Source organism: Paenibacillus sp. FSL M8-0334 (genome assembly GCF_038000405.1).
Lineage (GTDB): Bacteria > Bacillota > Bacilli > Paenibacillales > Paenibacillaceae > Paenibacillus_AQ > Paenibacillus_AQ campinasensis.
On record NZ_JBBOCH010000001.1, the window covers coordinates 464762 to 482888 of the forward strand.

The following is an 18127-nucleotide window of genomic DNA, read 5'->3' on the forward strand; positions in this document are numbered from 1 at the left end:
ACCCCAGGCGCTGTATTCGAGCAAAAGACCACCCGGCATTCCGACAGTTTCGGAAACCCGGGCGGTCTTATTTAAATAAGTTTGACTTTCTTCATCGATTTCTTGAGCAGATCAGCCTGCTCCTGGACGGCGCGCCACTCGTCCTCCTGCACCTGGGCAGGGCTGTAACGGGCGGACTCAAACTTCCGCAACAGCGGATGCAGTTCAGTCCGAAGTGTCGGATACGTATCCGCCCAGCGCATAATGGATTCCCGCAAGGTTTCATGTGACTCGCGCACAAGCCCTCTCCGATGGACAAAGCGCAGCCAGCGTTCCGTCTCGGCAATCACCTTGTCCGCTGGTGTCAGCGGCTTACCTGCTTTCAGGCGTGCGCCTGCGAAACGCAGATCGAGCTTCATTCTCCACAGAATGTAGGCCCCCCACAGGGCGATAATTGCCGCTGCGATCATCACAATCCATTTCATAAGGCCGGAGGATGCCTGCTCTGGTGCCGCAGCCGGTGCAGACTCTTCCAGAGCCTCCTCCTCTTCCAGCAGCTCCTCCGAAATGACCGGCTCGGATTCCTCCATGCTAGTCAGAATCGGCATGCTGAAACCTGGCGTAGCCTCAATTGGAATCCAGCCGTACTCCCCGAAGTACACTTCCACCCAGGAATGCGCATCGGCATTGGTGACCGTGTACATGCCAGGATCCATGCTGACCATCCCATCCATCGGCATGAACTCTTGAATGGACACGCTTCCCGGTGCGTAGCCTTTCACCCAGCGTGCAGGAATATCAAGCGATCTGGCCATCATGACCATCGAGGTTGAGAAGTAGTCGCAGTAGCCTTCCCGGATTTCAAACAGAAACCCTTCCACAAAGTCGGGACTTTGCTTGCGGGACAGATCCGGCGAGTTGGTGTAGGTATAATTCGATTGCAAATAATCCTGCAGCAGCACCACTTTCTCATAAGGCGTCTGCCCCGTAGCGGTTACCTCTTCCGCGAGCAGCTCTACCCGGTCCGGAAAATTCCTCGGGATTTGCAAATAAGCATCGTCCACCGAGCCTGAATACAGCTCCTCATAGGTTCGTTTACTTAGCTCTTCCACAGGAATTACCGGAATTTCCGATGTCACGGTGTAGCTCTTAGGATAACGCTGCTGGCTCCTCATGTGAAGCTCCGATCCTTCAGGCACCCAGCGCAGCAAGTCAGGGTCGACATCGGCATCCATGCTGTCGATGCGAGAAACGGCGTAGGCCCCAAATAATACGGGATAGACATCATCGCTCAGCATCGTTATTGTTTGCTGAACGCTCTTCGTTGATACCGTCGTGGACAAATCGCCTTGCAGGTCATCGTTCAGGCGGACATCCGAACCGCCTCTGCGCCCGCCTCCGTCTGCCCAACCGGTCCCTGAGTATTGCGTTCTGACCTCTCCTCGCCAATAGCTCCGCTCATCAGAGCTCACTGTCATAACAGGTGAGTAGTCGAAGTTGAATCCAGCCCCGAGGTTATTGTCCTCCCGGCCATACCCGGACGTGCTTTCCGTCGGCACTTCGAGCAAAGATCCGGTGCCTGTTGTAGAAGTACCCGACAGCGGTGATCCGCTCAGTTCCCTCCACGCCGTATACGGGTCTGTCAGTGTTGGCTGAACATAGGGCATGTTCACCCCGGCCAATATAATTAACGAAAAGATAACCAGGATGTTGGCGATAATCTTGAACGGAGACTTGGAAAGATGACGCCAACCTTGCGGAAACCGCGCCCTGAATTTATTGAAATGGCTTGTCACCAGCCAGCCCATGCCGGCAGCGGCAATCCATGCCGTTTCATCCCACAGCTCAAGATGGGTGAAAGAATCGAGTATCGTAAAGCTGATGACGTTGATCGCAATGATCATTAGAATCTTTCTTCTGCTGTCCGACAGCCTAACGATGAGCAGAACGATCGCCCACGCCGCCAGCGCAAACCACAAGTAAGGCAACAGATACGATGCTTCGTCCGACAGCAAGCCCCTCACCATGTCCGTTGGCACAGGCAACCCGTGAGCATCCAGAATTCTGTGGACGGAGAAAGCGATGAGTGCCACCTGCAGCAGCATCCTTAAAACGAACGTTGCCGGTATCAAAGCTTCAATGATCGCTGTAATGGACAACGCTGCAATAACGACTGCTGTCGTCTCATCCAGCCAGATCGTTTCCGTAAAGGATACCCACTGCATGCCAATGATCCATATCCACAGCATGGTCAGCCCCTGAAAGAATACTGACGACAGCTTGTCCACCCATAGCTTCACGTGACACCACCTCCTAGTGCGGCAGGAAGCCCCTCCAGTGTCGAAGTGGCGTAGCTGGATATCCCCCGCGTCTTCAGCAGCTGCAGCGTTTCATCCGGCGCAGACGCCTGATTCGCGCTTTCGATTCGCAAGAAACAAGGATTCATGCCCCTCGTCTCAGCCCAGCGCAGCACCTCTACAGCTTCCCGGCCTGTCATCGGACTGATCAGCATAAACAGGGCGCCTTTAGGAAAATGACGATATGATTTCTCCAAAGCGGTAATAAGATCGCCCTTACGGTCTTTATCTACGTCCACCAAATGCTGGATCATGCGCATCCGGTCGCCCTTGTTATCGGTTGGCGGAAACAGCTTCGGCTCCTGACCCGCCGTGAACAAGCCTGTTCCTGTATGCTCGCGGCCCGTATATTCGATCAGAGAGGCTGCAGCGGATACCGCCAGTTCGAATTGCTGCGAATGCTCATAGCTCGAGGCGGTACAGTCCAGAACGATCATCGTTTTCGGAAAAGACTCATGCTCGAACTCCTTCGACTTCCACGATCCTGTCTTGGCAGTTGCATTCCAGTGGATCCGCGAGATCCGATCGCCGTATACATAATCCCGGACGCCGTTGATCTGTGTCGTCTCCCGGCGTGAAGACGAGATCGTCGTCTGTGTGCCACCAAGCCTGGAGTTGCGAATGCTGCGCTGCCAGTCCGGAATATGGATCGTCCGCGGCAGAACGCGGAATTCGGTAGCCACCTCGATACGCCCCCGGTGTTCCATCAGTCCGAAAATATCTTCACTGATACATTCGGTATTGGAGAAGGCATATCTCCCCCGCTCCAGAGAGGGGGTCTGAAATGTAAGACGCCCTTCACCGCGAAAGTTGGGAATGACACTGTCCTCAAAGGACCAGGTGTCGCCATTATGTCGTTTGAGCACTTCGCGGATAATGAGGTAGGGCATCGGCAGCAGGCCCGGCACGTTCACGTTCAGTTGAATGCGCACCTGCTCCCCGGCGCGCAGCGTCTCCCGGTTGCCTGTGCCGGATACGCTGCGTGAGGCTTTCACGCGATTAACTCCGCCGAACCCGGCACCGATAATATAAATCGCAAGCAGACTTACCATAGAGAACAGCATGAGCGAGGTTTTGCCGCCTTGAAAGAGCACGTACAGCAAACAAATGCCCCATACCGCCAACACCGCTGCCAGTTTGGACGGCTGCATCCCTTTCAGTAATAAGAAAACCGCACGACGCATGCTATTTCCCCATCTGTACAGGCACTTTCACCTGACGCAAAATATATTGAAGCACCGATTCGGCATTGGTGTTATCCAGCCTGGACTCCGGACGCAGCATAATCCGGTGCGAAAGGACGTAAGGGGCAAGGGTCTTGACGTCATCAGGAAGCACGTAATCGCGCTCCTGCAGGAAAGCATAGGCTCTGGCCGCGTTCATGAACGATAGCGTAGCTCTCGGGCTGGCCCCGAGCAGCACAGCCGGATGTTCACGGGTAGCGCGGGTTATATTCAACAAATAATCAGCCACAGGATCTCCGAGGTATACCTCACGAATCTCATGCTGAATGGCCGCTATCATTTCCATATGAGTGACCGGTGCAAGCTTGTCCGTCAGCTGTCCTTCACGCGAGCGAACCATCAGCTCCTTCTCGGTTGCGGCATCAGGATAGCCAAGACTCAGCTTCAGCATGAAGCGGTCCAGCTGCGCTTCTGGCAGCATGTACGTACCTTCAAAGTCAATCGGATTCTGGGTTGCACATAGCATAAACGGATGCGGAAGCGCATGGGTTTCGCCATCAACAGTTACGCTGCGCTCTTCCATGACTTCCAGCAAAGCGGATTGGGTTTTCGTGGTGGCACGATTGATTTCATCGGCCAGAAGAATGTTGGTCATCACGGGGCCCGGCCGGAAATAAAAGCGTTCATCACGCGGATGAAACACGGACACCCCTGTAATATCACTAGGAAGAATATCCGGGTTGCACTGGATTCTTCTGTAATCCCCTTGCATCGATTTGGCAAGCCCTTTGATGAGCTGGGTTTTGCCGGTTCCAGGTACATCCTCGATCAGAACATGGCCGCCAGCCAGCAGCGCTGTGAGGAGCAGCTGTATCTCAAATTCTTTGCCTAGCAGGCACGACTCCAGATTGGATCGCACCGAGGAAATGATTTTCATGGATTCTTGGCTTACGGGCATGTATGACTAACCTCCTGTAGGGAATAAATAGATGGTTTAGTACTATTGTACATGATTGGGATGCCGGAGTACATTCAAGTGCGTTATTTATCGCCGTCCACAGCCAAATTCCTTTAATACACAGCAAAAAACCCTGGTTTAACATACCAGGGCTTTCGTGCTATGTTCGGCAATTCAGTTTTGAACGATATGTTGGCCGGATCATGTTTGGCAAATCGGCTTCCCGAAAGCTTCACCGAAGGCTTCAAGAAAAAGTTCTTAACCTTTTGGGCGAAACAGAAGGGCGGCAATAAAGGAGAAGATAATCGCGGAGGATATCCCCGCGCTAGTCACCTCAAATATCCCTGTGACAACACCGATCCATCCGTCCCTCTCCAGCTCGGTCAGCGCGCCATGGACAAGCGAGTTGCCGAAGCTGGTGATGGGTACCGATGCGCCGGCTCCCGCAAATTTCACGAGCGGATCGTACAAGCCGAGGCCATCGGCAATCGCTCCGACAACGACCAGCGTGCTCATCGTATGCGCCGGCGTCAGCTTGATAAGGTCCATCATGAGCTGCCCGATAACGCAGATGAGGCCGCCGACAATAAAGGCCCATAAAAATTGCATCTCGTTAACCTCCCATCTCTAATGCTACTGCGTGCGCGATACAAGGAATCGTCTCCCCCTGCTGATAAGAAAGCGGCGACAGAAGCGCTCCTGTAGCCACGACAAGCACTCTTTTCAGCTCCCCTTTTCGCATGCGCTTCAGAATATGACCATACGTAACCACGGCTGAGCAGCCGCAGCCACTGCCGCCGGCGTTAACGAATTTCTGCTTGGTCAAGTCATAGATCATCAGGCCGCAGTCATCAAATATCGTTCCGTCCATCACAACGTTGTTCTGCTTCAGCAGATCCTTGGCAATCGGCAAGCCAACCGAAGCCAGGTCACCGGTTACAATCAGATCATAATCGGAGGCTTTGCGCCCTGTGTCCTTAAAGTGCTTCGTAATGGTATCCGCTGCCGCCGGGGCCATGGCCGAACCCATGTTAAACGGATCCTTGATGCCAAGGTCCATCACCTTGCCGATCGTCGCATGCGTTATGGAGGGACCGTCGCCCTGATCAGATACCACGGAGCAGCCTGCGCCGGTAATGGTGTACTGCGCATAGGGCGGCTTCTGGGAACCGTACTCCGTCGGATATCGGAACTGCTTCTCAACCGTACAGTTATGACTTGCCGTGCCGGCCATAACATATTTCGCCCCGCCCGAATCCACGATCATGGACGCAACGGCCAGGCTTTCCATCGAGGTCGAACATGCGCCGAACACGCCCAGATAAGGCACGCCCATCTGTCTGGCGGCAAATGAACTGCTAATAATCTGGTTCATCAGGTCTCCGCCAACAAAAAACTGAACTTCGTCTTCCGTGATTCCAGCGTTCTCGGCAGCCTTTCGGGCGGCTTCTTCCAGCAGTCTCCGCTCGGCCTTCTCCCAAGTCTTCTCATTGATCCGAATGTTATCGTAGACATAATCAAAGTCTTCGGCCAGCGGCCCCTCCCCTTCCTCAGGACCTACAATGGTGCCTGTTCCGATAATGACCGGTTTGTTCTCATATTCCCATGTCTGTCCGGTTACCTTCATGTCCGCTTACCCCCTTCCACCGAAGCCCAGCAGGGCATAGATGATGCCGATAATGAAAGCAGCCACTGTACCGAATACAATAACGGAACCAGCCAGTTTAAACATTTTGGCCCCCACACCCAGAACCAGCCCTTCCGAACGATGTTCCAAAGCGGCGGAACACATGGAATTCGCAAATCCGGTCACGGGCACAGCGCTGCCTGCACCCGCCCACTGGGCGATTTTGTCATACACGCCAAAGCAGGTCAGAACGACGGAGATAATAATAAGAACCGCCACGGTCGGACTGGCTGCCTCTTTGGTGGTCATGTCAAACACCGACATAAAAAACTCCTGAATGCATTGACCAATCAAGCAAATAAGACCTCCGACCAGAAACGCCCGAATGCAGTTTCGAATGACCGGTCGGGAAGGTTCGTGTTTTTTGGCAATGGCTTTATATTCATCCGAGCTCATCTGGCTTAAGCTTGACTGGGATGCTTGATTGGAGTCAGACATTATGAACGCACCTCCGGTATGTGATTTGATTCGCACGAAAGGATCCGGCGAAATAGCTAGGATATCCTAGTCATCATTATGCTTTGAATGATCTTCCTTTATGTTTGGAAAATGGTCCTTGCTTGCCAATATTCATTCCCGTTTTGGCACAAACTGGCGGTTTATAATAGGCGCTCCCTACCGCCTGTTCGATAAGCTTGTCCATTTAAACGGCCTGAAATCGCCCGGTGTTAGCGCGTCTCCCCATAGCCGGTAGCCGCATACAACAAAACAGCGCCCAGCGAAGGCTGGACACTGTTTTTCAGACCTCGTTATTTACCAGGTTAAATCAATACATACAGCAGCAAAATAACCAATAATATAAAGAGCACCACGATGAGCAGAAGATCTCTCACATCCGCTTGCCGTTCCCACACATCCCCTGAATGTTGGCCCATAGTCAGTCCTGTCCCTTCCCTCCGAGATCCAAGTAAAGCAGTGGTCCATATATCGTATTCCCGCTCAGCGGATCGGGTGCTTGTTCAAAGTGTTCATGAACAGGGTTCGCGCCGTTCCTTTCTCGCGGAATGTCATGACGAAGGTAATCGTATGTATGCCCTCAAAGCCGCCATGGCATATCGTCGTCAGGTGGACATTTGTACGTGCCGGGGGCATACTAGAACTATGCAGATTATACATACCTTTATACGAAGGAGCGAATCATAGAATGAATGAATCGACACGCGAGCTATTCCGTACATTGACCGAATTCCCGGCAGCGCCGGGCTTTGAGCGCGAGCTTCGGGCTTTGGTGAAGAACGCCCTCTCCCCCTACACCGACGAGTTCGTACAGGACCGCCTCGGCAGTCTGTTCGCCGTATTGAGAGGGAAGGAGGAAGGACCGCGGGTCATGGTCGCAGGCCATATGGATGAAGTGGGATTTATGGTTACCGGCATTACCGAGGCCGGCATGATCCGCTTTCAGCCACTGGGCGGCTGGTGGAGCCAGGCCATTCTCGCCCAGCGTCTGCAAATTATAACGGACAATGGACCGATCATCGGGGTGGTCGGATCGACGCCGACCCATTTGCTGGATGAAGCTCAGCGCAGCAAACCGGTTGACATCAAGTCGATGTATATCGATATCGGCGCTGACAACAAGGCGGAAGCCGAATCATTCGGCATTCGTCCGGGCCAGCAGATTGTTCCAATCTGCGAATTTACGCCGCTGGCAAATCCGAAGAAGATTATGGCCAAAGCATGGGACAACCGCTATGGTGTCGGTTTGGCCATCGAGCTGGTCAAAGCGCTTCATGGCGAACAGCTGCCAAACATCGTTTATGCTGGCGCTACGGTTCAAGAAGAGCTTGGGCTTCGCGGTGCCCGCACCGCTGCCAATCTGATTCAGCCGGACATTTTCTTCGGACTCGATGCCAGTGCTGCAAATGACATGACGGGTGACAGAAGCCAGTTCGGCCAGCTCGGGCAAGGCGCGCTGCTTCGCATCTTCGACCCGACTATGCTGACCCATCGCGGGATGGTCGAATACGTGCAGGATACTGCCGAGACACACAAGATCAAATATCAGTACTTTGTATCTCCGGGCGGAACGGATGCAGGCCAGGTACACCTGAGCGGTATCGGCGTGCCGTCCACCATCATCGGCATCTGCTCCAGATACATTCACACGTCCTCATCGATTATCCATACCGATGATTACGAGGCGGCCAGAGAGCTGCTGATCAAGCTTGTCAAAGGGCTTGACCGCACCACACTGAATACGATCTTGGAACGGGCTTGATCCTCGCTTGCCGTCCACATCGTTCACTTGGAAGGAGCTGTCTCAAAAGGGGGGTTAAAGAACGTACGAATCAGTAATCCCTGCTTTAGACATTGAAAAACGGCCGGTCAGGAGTCTATTCCTGACCGGCCGTTTTCAATTTTTTGACTCAATGTCGCTCGCTTGAGCAGATTGTGGGCAAGCGAAAGCCACCCTACCTCCGTGCTCACTTTCGGCAAGCCTCGAAGCAGGAATCGCCGGAATCCTCGGTTGTTTTTCATTTGTCCGAACACACTCTCAACCTCAATCATGCGCCGGATGGATAACTCTCGTCCTTCCTCGCTCCGAAGCTTCTTTCTTGCTTCTGCCTTGTAGCGAAGAAAGGTCATGCTCACCTCGATCTCTCGGTTCCTGTTTGTTTTACTGCATCTTTCTCTGAATGGACAGCCCTCACAGTCAGCACTCCGATAATGGCGTACCTGTTGCTCATATCCGCTTTCGTTCTTTTTCTTGCGCTCTCGCAGGAAGTGGAGCGTGCGGCCATTCGGACACAACCAAGTATCGGACTCCTGCTGGTAAGTCCAGTTGTCGATCTTGCTGATGTCTTGCTTCCACTTCTTCGAATTTTCTTTATGAAAGGTGTTATATTTGACAAGCGCCTCGCAATCTTCCTGCTCCAAGCGCGCGTAATTTTCTTCGCTGCCGTAACCAGCGTCCGCAATGATGGTCTTCGGCAACTTACCCAACATTTCTTTTACTTTCTCTAGATGGGGAATGAGGCAGCGCGTGTCCGTCGGTCGTTGGTGCAAGGAGTAGCCGACGATAAATTGGTTTTCCGTACCGATCTGAACATTGTATCCTGGCTTAAGTTGGCCGTTTCGCATATGGTCTTCTTTCATTCGCATGAAGGTTGCATCCGGGTCAGTCTTACTGTAGCTGTTACGGTCGCCCAGCAGTTTCCGTTGAAGCTCATACTTATGCTTGCGGGGAAGTAGATCCTTGCGCAGAAGGCGGACGGCTTTCTTCACTGGTTTGTTTTTCGGTTCATGTTGTAGCTTTTGCTCCAATTTCGCAACGGCCTTCTCCAGCTTAGCGCTGGTCAGTTCGTTGGACTCGCCCAGTTCAGCCAGATCCTCGCCCGCATGAGCCGCTTCTTCCAGCAGTTCCTGCTCCTCAATCTCGGTGAAGAGCGATTTTACTTTCTCCTCAAGTTTCGCCTGTTGCTTGACAACGGATTTCCCCCAGACAAACGTATAGCGGTTGGCATTCGCCTCGATCTTGGTACCGTCGACGAAGTAATGCTCTAGCATAATGTAGCCCTCTTCCACAAGCAGTTCCAACACAGCCGTGAATACTTTTTCGAGAACGTCTTTCATCCGCTCTGAGCGGAATCGGTTTATGGTGCGGAAGTCCGGGCGCTGCCGGGCGGCAAGCCACATGAAGGGGATGTTCTCCCTCACAGCCTTCGCAATTTGACGGGATGAATAGATCCGTTGGCTGTAGGCGTAAATGATGATCTTCGTCATGAGTTTGGGGTGGAAGCTAGGACGACCGCCTCCAGAGTAGGCGGCCTCGAAGATCTTGTCGTCGATTCGGTTGACGGCATCGTTGATGATGCGAACGACGTGATTTTGTGGAATATCTTCCTCAAGGTCCATTGGCAGAAACAGTTGGTCCATGGTATATTGAATGTACAAAGAAACCTCTCCTTTAGGGAAATGTTTGGGTGGTACCTTCATTTTACCAAAGAGAGGTTTCTTTTTGTTTTACAAATTAAAGAAGGAGCTGTCCCTCAGTCATCTACGATGACTTTTGAGACAGCCCCTTCTTTGTATATTGTCCACTGCCTAGGATGAAGAAGACAGCTCCTTATGTCTGGCCAGCCGAAAGGACAGCACAATCGCAACAAGAACCGCAGCTACGAGCCCGGTCGTCAGCGCAAACATCATCCGCATCCCGCCAGCGCCGTCAGTGCCCCCAGACTGAGACAGCAGCACGCCTCCGGCGGCTGTTCCGAACATCATGCCCAGATTGCGGGAAAGGGCCAGAAGACTGCTGATTAGCCCGAGATCCGATTGGGCAGCCCGGTTCATCACAAGGGAATTGTTCGGCGGGGTTATCATTCCCATCGATCCCCCTAGCAAGACAATCAGCAAGATAAGAACAATTAAAGGATAGGAAGCTGACACAAAACTGAGCGCCATCAAAACGATTGTCATCATGAACAGTCCGGCACTAAGCAGCGGGAAGGTGCCGAGCCTGTCTGACAAACTGCCCGATAGAGGCGAGACAATAATGAGAGATAACGGATATCCCGCCATAATCAGGCCAGCGATAGCCGGGGCGATACCGAGGTCCCCAAGCAGAAATATCGGCAGCGCCAGCTGGGCCGCAAAAGCAGCCATATAAGTGATAATGGTTGTCAATATGCCGAGGCTGATTCCGGCATCCCGGAACAGCTCCAGCTTGATAAAGGGACGCTCCCTGCGCCCTTCCTTGCGCCAGCGAGCAGATAGGCACCAGCCGACGAAACCGCAAGCCCCGGCAAGAAACAGGAGGATCAGCAGGGAAACCTGCCAGGACCCCCAACCCCAGCGCGCGCCCATATTGACCGCCGTAACGAGTCCTGTCAGGGAGACGGCAAACCATATGGCCCCCGGCACGTCCAGACGGCTCTCCCCATCCGGCTCATCTTTCGGGATGAAGCGCTGTGCGCATATCCACATCCCAAGCGCAAGCACAGCAAGCATCCAGAAATTGCTGCGCCAGGAGAACCACTGAATGAGAACCCCTCCGAGGCTCGGTCCGATCATAGAACCCGCTGCGACAAAGGTGCCGATTAACCCGAGCGCTTTACCCCGCTGCGCGGTTGGAAAAGCAGAAACGATCAGCGCCATATTGGTAGCCTGGTACATCGCGGCCCCCGCTCCCTGCAGCCCTCTTGCAGCAATCAGGCCATTCAGTGAAGGGGATAGCGCACAGAAGACCGATCCGGCCATAAACAGAAACGCTCCTGCGTTATGAATCACGCGCCTGCCCATCTTATCTCCGAGCTTGCCCATTACGGGCAGAAGGATGGAAATGACCAGCAGATACGCGGTCACAATCCATTGAGCGGATGAAATGGTCGTTGCAAAGGAGCCTGCGATATCAACAAGCGCAATATTAAACATCCCTGCCGACAAATTTGATAGAAACGCCCCCATGCATATCGTATATTGCGCAAGCCGCTGTGTCCTGCTATTCATCTTGATTCACCAGCTTTGTTATTCAATATGGATCATTCATGTACTGGTTCAAACAAAAAGCCCCCTTAAAATTTAAAGAGAGCTTATCCATCCGTCGTTTCTATTCCATCTCCTTCTGTCAGCGGGAGAGTGACATTGACTCGCGATACTCCGGGGCTTTGTCAGCCCAGACATCCACGATTCGCTGTACTCCGCACACGCTGCCAAAATAGCCCGCGATATTCTCCATTGTCATCTCGTGTGCTGTTCGGGAGTATGAGGCACAGGCATCCTCGGCCAACACAATATGATAATCAAGCATAAAACCGTCTCTGGCGGTCGATTCTACACATACATTCGTGCTGACGCCCGTCATAATTAATGTTTCAATCTTGAGCGTTTTTAACACCGAGTCGAGACGTGTGTTTACAAATGCGCTGTACCGATGCTTGTTGACGATAATGTCATCCTGCGTTGGTGTCACCTCATAAAACTCGGCCCCCCAGCTGCCCACCCGGCATACGCTCGCAGAACGCCCGGAGGAACGGGTTGTCCACGCTTCAGAGTCCGTTGCCGGTTCATGAAGCGTCTGAATATAAATGACCGGAACTTGGTGCTCCTTCGCAGATATCAGCAGCTTCTGCAGCTGCCCGATCATCCCCGGTATGCCGCTGATGTCACATCCGGCGCGGGGCAAAGCCCCTTCCGGGTGGCAGTAATCATTTTGCACATCCACGACAACGACGGCCGTTTTACTGTTTAACAGCAGTTCGTTTAATGATTTCATCGGATAAAGTCATCTCCATTTCGAAAGGTTTTCGCCCCATCAGAGCGCAGGATAGGATGGCAATCGTTATTGGCCGGATCGTTCCACAAATTGCATATCTACCAGCCCGTCATACGTATAGTCGCCCTTGAAAATGCCGGTCTGAATCATAACATCCATGTCGGTGTCCAAAGCCGTCTCCGAGATCATTCCGTCCAGACTCCACAGATGATCCTCATATGCACGATCCAGGGATGCCTGAATGGCCTCGTCAGACAACGTAGGAAATTCGGCCTTCAAATTGCGCTTGGCCAGCTCCTTGTCCGTCTGTACCGCTTGCAGCGCTTCGATAATCGCGTCGGTAAAGTTTTGCACCGTCTCCGGCTCCTTCTCAATCGTGGATTTCTTCACGCTAAGCACGGAATACGAGAAGTCGCCGAGATCATGAAATTTATAGAACGGCTCGTCCCATACCTCTTTCGCAATGCCGTCACTGATCTGCGGTTCAGCCCCGTTGGCGATATCGGCCGCCCCTTGTTGAACCATCGTGACAACGGTCGAAGCATCAGCCGGCTCAAGCAGCTGTACATCCTTCTCCGGATCAAGCCCGAGCTGGATAAGCAAATACCGGGTGAGCAAATTCGGAGTTCCACCGTGACGTCCGGCGTTAATCTTTTTGCCCTGGAGAAAAGCTTTCAGCTCTTCCGGCGAGCTTCCCGCCGGGCCTGTCCCTTTTTTAGCCATAAGATAGACGTTGGCCCGATTCACCACATTCACAACCGAAATGATCGGGTCCGAATTGTTGTTGTTCGCCAGCGCGTTGGACTCTGTGCCGCCGATCACCGCCCAGGCGTCTCCGCTGACAACCGCCGCTACGTGGGCCCCGCCTGCAGCCTGAATAACCTCAACCTCCAGTCCTCTCTTCTCAAAATATCCTTCTCTCTGCGCCACATAGAGCGGCAAATAACCCGTGGAGTGAAGCGGTTCAGCGATCACAAGCTTCCTCAGCTTGCCCCCGTCCGAAGCGGCGTTCGCGCTGCCGCCCGCATTCCCGCCCGAACAGGCGGAAAGGATGCTTACAATCATGATCATGGCAAGTAACAACGGCAGCAGCTTCGTCATCTTTTTGTACATAGGAATCCCCCTTGATTAATTAAATGGATTAATCCGTCGCCATGCTTGTGAAGGCAAGTCTGAGTATAGGTTGTCTACTGCTTGGCCAGCCCTTTGGACAGCCATTTCTCCAGAACAACCACACCCCAGTACATCAGCATGGACAACAGCGACAGCACCACGACGCCCACCCACACCAGATTGATGTCCAGAATCGTTCCTGCATACATAATCATTCGTCCGACACCTTGACTGGAGGCGATGAACTCTCCGACAATGGCGCCAGCGAGGGCAAGCGCTATGTTAATGCGCAAGCTGCTAATGATCCAGGGCATCGACCATGGAACGACCACCTTCGCGAACACCTGATGCCGCTTCGCGCCCAGAGAGTACATCAGCTTCTCCATGTCCGGGTCAACGCTTTTCACACCGCTGTAGGCAGACAGCGCGGATACGACCACCGTCATGGAGAAGGCCAGCGCAACTTTGGAGAAAAATCCGATCCCCAGCAGGATGACCAGCACAGGCGCAAGCGCCAGCTTCGGCATGGCGTTCAGAATGATCAGGTACGGCTCACTGATGCCCGCATAAGACCTGGACCACCAGAATGACAGCCCGAGCAGCGCGCCTAGAAAGGTGCCAAACACAAAGCCAAGCAAGGTCGAGCCTGACGTATAAGCGATATCCCCCAGCAGCGACCCCTCCGTGATCTGAGTCCAGGTGGTCGTTAGAATGGCGCTCGGACTGCTCCAATAATAGGAATCCAGCCATCCGATCCGCGTAAACACTTCCCAGACCAGAAAGATAAGGACGGCAACGGCAAAGCGCCCCCACACAATTCGTCTGCTTCTGGCGCGCGCGATCGCCTCTTCATCCAGAATATAGGGCACCACCTCCGGCCTTACAGACGTTTCCGGCACCGTTTCCGCCGGTGCAACAGCATGAACGATAAAAGCTTCCTTACGTGCAGTTTCCATCGGCAATCTCTCTCCCTTTTATGAAATTTGCTCCTCGTCATGTCCGGCAGACAGCAGATCCAGCAAATGATGCTTTAAATCTATGAATGCCGGAGAGGTCATATCCTCGGTTTTTCGCGGGCGTTCCATCGTAACGGTAATCTTGGTCTTGATTCTCCCCGGCCTGGAAGAGAACACATAGATGTCGTCAGATAAATAAATTGCTTCATCAATGTCGTGGGTGACAAACAGCACCGTTTTGCCGAAATCGGCCCAGATTTGCAGCAGCCAGTTTTGCATCGTCAGCCTCGTCTGCGCATCCAGCGCCCCAAAGGGCTCGTCCAGCAAAATAATATCCCGGTCATACAGCAATGTCCGAAGCAGCGCAGCCCGCTGTCTCATTCCCCCGGAAAGCTCCCGTGGATAATGCTTGTCGAAGCCTTTCAGCCCATACTTCTCCATCAACGGCAGCGCCCGCTCGGTCGCTTCCTTGTATGGAACTCCCCGAATCTCCATGCCTAAAATGATATTGTCCAGAATAGTGCGCCAAGGCAGAAGCATATCCTTCTGCAGCATATAGCCGACATAGCCGGTCTTGCCCACAATGTTCTCCCCGTCGGCAAGCACCTTGCCTGTGGAGGGCGGCATGAGCCCGGCGATAATATTGAACAGCGTCGATTTGCCGCATCCGCTGGGCCCGATGATGCTGACGAATCTCCCTGCTTCAATCGAGAGGCTTGTCTCCCTCATGGCAGGAATCTCTTGACCGTCTCTGCGAAACCATTTGCTGACACCGGAAATCTCGATTTTGTGACTCATTATGCGTCCTCCTTTTGATCGTATAGTGAGTTTGTTGACAATATGGGTATAAAAAAATCGCCAGTCCAGTCCCAAAATGCAACGAAGTGCATATGGGTACCAAACTGACGATTGGCCAGCTCTCCTCTCAGAGTTCGGGCTTGTCGTTCAGATAAGCTTCCACGTCTTTCTCCAAGAACACGATGGTACCGGAGTATTCGGTCTCTGCATCGTAATCTTTAAGAATCGTAATGATATTCAATTTAAACTGCGTTTCAAAAGATTGTTTGATCTCCTGTTTCAACAATTGAAATAAAAGGTGGTCCAACTGCCGGGTAGAGAGGGGGTAATTCTCATCCAGCAGTTTAAGGACGGGGACTCGACTGTTCCTTGACACAATAATGATTTTGTTGCCGACGAAGTCGACCTTTTGCTGCTTTACACCCACGTTAAATATTTTCTTATTTATCGCGTTGTAAACCCTCAAAATGTCCTGTTTGAGTTCGCCTGCTGTTGTCATTATTCAACATCCCTTATGTGTAATATATTATTACATTGACCGGGGTAGGTATTCGGGTGTTCATCAAGAAACATCATCCTTGGGTTTAATTATAGACAGTATCAGCGTGATGTCAATACTATAACGTCAAAAAAGTTAACAATTATTCTTATTGTGTCATATATGATAACATAATAATGACATCTTGGACTGTTGTAACCGACACACCCACACCCTATCCACTTATCCCAGCACGCTTTGTAAAAATTGAACGGCCTGCCGCTTCTGATACTCGTTCACCTCATGCCCCGAAAATGGATAATCTTTCATTTCCTTCGGGGCCTGCATTCGATTGTATGCGGCATATATCGTCTCAGGCATGCAGACGGTGTCCTTCCACCCAGCCGACACGAGCACAGGCGCCTTGATCCGGGGCCCCAGGTTCAGCATGTCAAAATGGGCCAAATGCTCAAGCACGGCATCGAGCTGATCCGGAAATCTTTTAATGTAACCCGCCACCTCGCTCAATGAACTTGCTGAGTGCAGCACGCCATAATCCATGCGGCACATGTTCGGAATATCGGCTACGATCGCAGCGACCTTCCCGCTGAGGGCTCCGCACATCAATGACAGGCCACCGCCTTGACTGCCGCCCGCTACAGCAATTCGATCCGGATCAACCCCGGGCAGGACCGCTGCTGTGTCGATTGCCCGCACAGCATCTATAGAAATCGCCATATAGTAAGAACGGTGAATATCCGTAATGCCCTGCGTCATCCATCCTTTGACAACGCCGCTGTCCATCGGCAGCAGATTGCCGGTTTCCCCGCCCTGTCCCCTTACATCGACCGCAAGCACCGCATAACCAAGAAGCACCCAGTGCGCATATCGCTCGGGATATCCCTTGTCCCCGGTATAGCCCGGAAATGTCACGATACATGGAATGCGGCGTTCTTCCTCCGCGCGTGATTTCGGCCTGATATACCATGCATGAATCGGAGTGTCATCATATCCCCGATAGCTGACTTTGGATACGTCCATGGCCGAATAAGGGGTCACTTCAGGGGTTAACACGATATCTAGCATTTTGCCGGAATATCCGGTTAGCGCTTCATCCCAGAAGCGGGTTAACGTCTCTGTATCCATGGTCGGTTCCGGTCTGCAATTGTCCAGCTCCAGCTTTCGCTGCTTGATTGTGTTCATATCGGTTATAAGCTCCTTTACGACTGGATTATGATGTTAGGGATCGGGACAGCAACAAGCCTGTCCGCATGGCAAAATCCCGGTATGCTCATGATTCAGCTTTTCTAGCCGCCCCAACTCCTTATTCGTCATTGTGCGCCCAATCCCTGTCCCGGCCGCCAAATTCAAGAACGATCACATCTCAAGCTATGCCCCGTATGAATCGCCTCAGCGATTAAAATGGCTTAGTGGAATGTGAGCATAACCCTGTTCATTTGCTCCGCTTGGTTTTATACTGTTGGAGACAGCCTGATGTTTCGGTGTGATCTTTAATCAATTCTAATCATGAATGGAGTCGATAACGATGCAACAAGGACTGACAGGAGCAGGTTTGGGGAAATTGGAAAGCGACACACAGCTGATTGAACTGGCCTCCCGCTATCATTTTTCCGTTGTGGATGTAAGCGCTAAAGGACTTGTCGATCGCCTGGGTACAGACGAGGCGCTTTCTCTGCTTGAAGAGCGGCATATCCGCATTGGAGCCATCGGCCTCTCGGTAGAATGGCGTAAAGGAGACCGCGAATTTCTCGAAGGACTGGCGGCATTGCCTGCCGAGGCTGCTGCTGCAGCGGCGCTCGGATGCACCCGTTGCTGCACGTACATTCTTCCGTCCACGGATTTGCCGGCAGCGCATTTCATGGCGCAGGCAACCAAGCGTTTGCGTCTATGCGCTGAGATTCTTGGTGCCTACGGCATCCGGCTTGGCCTTGAATTTGTGGGTCCGCACCACCTCCGTACCCAGTGGAAACATCCTTTTATCTGGACGATGCAGGAGACGCTTGATTGGATCGATGCGATTCACGCACCGAATGTAGGACTGCTGCTCGATGCATTTCACTGGCATACCAACGAAATGGAAGTGGCGGATATTCACAGCCTGAAGCCGGAGCAAATCGTCCATGTACATATCAATGACGCCAGAGATGTTCCTGTTCAGGATGTCCTCGATAATGATCGCTTATATCCTGGCGAAGGGGTTATTGATCTGACTGGATTCCTCCAGGCTTTGGACACGATCGGATATAACGGGCCGGTAACGCAGGAAATACTGACAGCTGCGGCGCCGGAAGGCTCGCCGGAGGAGCTGGCAGCCAAGTCGCGCCAAGCCTTTGACAAGGTGTTCGGAGCAGCTGGACTGGTGTAAAAGTAAGGGGAGCCGCGACT

At 52.7% G+C, this 18127-nt stretch carries 16 protein-coding genes; 2 read left to right on the forward strand and 14 right to left on the reverse strand.

The features are described 5' to 3' along the window. Positions 1-71 precede the first annotated feature (71 nt). The 6 genes from MKX64_RS02110 to spoVAC form a co-directional block, all read right to left on the reverse strand. Positions 72-2279, reverse strand: a complete 2208-nt coding sequence (locus MKX64_RS02110; RefSeq protein WP_341035262.1) for a DUF4129 domain-containing transglutaminase family protein — start codon at positions 2277-2279, stop codon at positions 72-74. Continuing rightward, positions 2276-3520 carry a DUF58 domain-containing protein gene (locus tag MKX64_RS02115; protein ID WP_095397424.1) on the reverse strand — a complete coding sequence of 415 codons (1245 nt, stop codon included), beginning with the start codon at positions 3518-3520 and terminating at the stop codon, positions 2276-2278. Before MKX64_RS02115 ends, MKX64_RS02110 begins: the two co-directional genes overlap by 4 nt. A 1-nt stretch (position 3521) precedes the next feature. Beyond that, positions 3522-4478, reverse strand: coding sequence for an AAA family ATPase (locus MKX64_RS02120; protein ID WP_095263063.1), 957 nt, complete (start codon positions 4476-4478; stop codon positions 3522-3524). A gap of 258 nt (positions 4479-4736) precedes the next feature. Further along, entirely contained in the window at positions 4737-5087 is a 351-nt protein-coding gene (gene spoVAE / locus MKX64_RS02125; RefSeq protein WP_095263062.1) for a stage V sporulation protein AE, read from the reverse strand. A 4-nt stretch (positions 5088-5091) separates the two neighbouring features. After that, positions 5092-6105, reverse strand: coding sequence for a stage V sporulation protein AD (gene spoVAD / locus MKX64_RS02130; RefSeq protein ID WP_095263061.1), 1014 nt, complete (start codon positions 6103-6105; stop codon positions 5092-5094). Between the two features lie 6 nt (positions 6106-6111). After that, positions 6112-6603 (reverse strand): stage V sporulation protein AC, encoded by a 492-nt coding sequence (gene spoVAC / locus MKX64_RS02135; RefSeq protein ID WP_155617267.1) that lies wholly within the window; start codon positions 6601-6603, stop codon positions 6112-6114. Between the two features lie 706 nt (positions 6604-7309). On the opposite strand from spoVAC, the gene MKX64_RS02140 reads away from it, so the two are divergent. After that, on the forward strand, positions 7310-8383 hold the full coding sequence (locus MKX64_RS02140) for a M42 family metallopeptidase (RefSeq protein ID WP_155617266.1): 1074 nt from the start codon (positions 7310-7312) through the stop codon (positions 8381-8383). Positions 8384-8490: 107 nt separating this feature from the next. Here the strand turns inward: MKX64_RS02140 and MKX64_RS02145 are convergent, their stop codons facing one another. The 8 genes from MKX64_RS02145 to MKX64_RS02180 form a co-directional block, all read right to left on the reverse strand. Beyond that, a complete protein-coding gene (locus MKX64_RS02145) occupies positions 8491-10059 on the reverse strand; it encodes an IS1182 family transposase (protein ID WP_341035263.1) in 1569 nt (522 codons plus the stop codon). Between the two features lie 150 nt (positions 10060-10209). After that, a complete protein-coding gene (locus MKX64_RS02150) occupies positions 10210-11610 on the reverse strand; it encodes an MFS transporter (protein ID WP_341035264.1) in 1401 nt (466 codons plus the stop codon). 118 nt (positions 11611-11728) lie between these two features. Then, positions 11729-12376, reverse strand: a complete 648-nt coding sequence (locus MKX64_RS02155; protein WP_095263057.1) for a cysteine hydrolase family protein — start codon at positions 12374-12376, stop codon at positions 11729-11731. Positions 12377-12442: 66 nt separating this feature from the next. Beyond that, positions 12443-13489, reverse strand: coding sequence for an ABC transporter substrate-binding protein (locus MKX64_RS02160; protein WP_095263056.1), 1047 nt, complete (start codon positions 13487-13489; stop codon positions 12443-12445). A 74-nt stretch (positions 13490-13563) separates the two neighbouring features. Then, entirely contained in the window at positions 13564-14445 is an 882-nt protein-coding gene (locus MKX64_RS02165) for an ABC transporter permease (RefSeq protein ID WP_095263055.1), read from the reverse strand. Between the two features lie 18 nt (positions 14446-14463). Then, a complete protein-coding gene (locus tag MKX64_RS02170; protein ID WP_341035265.1) occupies positions 14464-15243 on the reverse strand; it encodes an ABC transporter ATP-binding protein in 780 nt (259 codons plus the stop codon). 127 nt (positions 15244-15370) lie between these two features. Next, on the reverse strand, positions 15371-15742 hold the full coding sequence (locus tag MKX64_RS02175) for a Na-translocating system protein MpsC family protein (RefSeq protein WP_095263053.1): 372 nt from the start codon (positions 15740-15742) through the stop codon (positions 15371-15373). 222 nt (positions 15743-15964) lie between these two features. After that, positions 15965-16924, reverse strand: a complete 960-nt coding sequence (locus MKX64_RS02180; RefSeq protein WP_095397421.1) for an acetylxylan esterase — start codon at positions 16922-16924, stop codon at positions 15965-15967. Positions 16925-17267: 343 nt separating this feature from the next. Here MKX64_RS02180 and MKX64_RS02185 point away from each other — a divergent pair, with 343 nt between their 5' ends. Next, positions 17268-18107 (forward strand): sugar phosphate isomerase/epimerase family protein, encoded by an 840-nt coding sequence (locus MKX64_RS02185; RefSeq protein WP_095263051.1) that lies wholly within the window; start codon positions 17268-17270, stop codon positions 18105-18107. Positions 18108-18127 lie beyond the last annotated feature (20 nt).

Excerpts from the sequence above, each read along its gene's own strand:
- MKX64_RS02115 (WP_095397424.1), bottom strand. The coding sequence starts at position 3,520 with ATGCGTCGTGCGGTTTTCTTATTACTGAAAGGGATGCAGCCGTCCAAA.
- MKX64_RS02120 (WP_095263063.1), bottom strand. The coding sequence starts at position 4,478 with ATGCCCGTAAGCCAAGAATCCATGAAAATCATTTCCTCGGTGCGATCC.
- spoVAE (WP_095263062.1), bottom strand. The coding sequence starts at position 5,087 with ATGCAATTTTTATGGGCCTTTATTGTCGGCGGCCTCATCTGCGTTATC.
- spoVAD (WP_095263061.1), bottom strand. The coding sequence starts at position 6,105 with ATGAAGGTAACCGGACAGACATGGGAATATGAGAACAAACCGGTCATT.
- spoVAC (WP_155617267.1), bottom strand. The coding sequence starts at position 6,603 with ATGTCTGACTCCAATCAAGCATCCCAGTCAAGCTTAAGCCAGATGAGC.
- MKX64_RS02140 (WP_155617266.1), top strand. The coding sequence starts at position 7,310 with ATGAATGAATCGACACGCGAGCTATTCCGTACATTGACCGAATTCCCG.
- MKX64_RS02150 (WP_341035264.1), bottom strand. The coding sequence starts at position 11,610 with ATGAATAGCAGGACACAGCGGCTTGCGCAATATACGATATGCATGGGG.
- MKX64_RS02155 (WP_095263057.1), bottom strand. The coding sequence starts at position 12,376 with ATGAAATCATTAAACGAACTGCTGTTAAACAGTAAAACGGCCGTCGTT.
- MKX64_RS02160 (WP_095263056.1), bottom strand. The coding sequence starts at position 13,489 with ATGTACAAAAAGATGACGAAGCTGCTGCCGTTGTTACTTGCCATGATC.
- MKX64_RS02165 (WP_095263055.1), bottom strand. The coding sequence starts at position 14,445 with ATGGAAACTGCACGTAAGGAAGCTTTTATCGTTCATGCTGTTGCACCG.
- MKX64_RS02170 (WP_341035265.1), bottom strand. The coding sequence starts at position 15,243 with ATGAGTCACAAAATCGAGATTTCCGGTGTCAGCAAATGGTTTCGCAGA.
- MKX64_RS02175 (WP_095263053.1), bottom strand. The coding sequence starts at position 15,742 with ATGACAACAGCAGGCGAACTCAAACAGGACATTTTGAGGGTTTACAAC.
- MKX64_RS02180 (WP_095397421.1), bottom strand. The coding sequence starts at position 16,924 with ATGAACACAATCAAGCAGCGAAAGCTGGAGCTGGACAATTGCAGACCG.
- MKX64_RS02185 (WP_095263051.1), top strand. The coding sequence starts at position 17,268 with ATGCAACAAGGACTGACAGGAGCAGGTTTGGGGAAATTGGAAAGCGAC.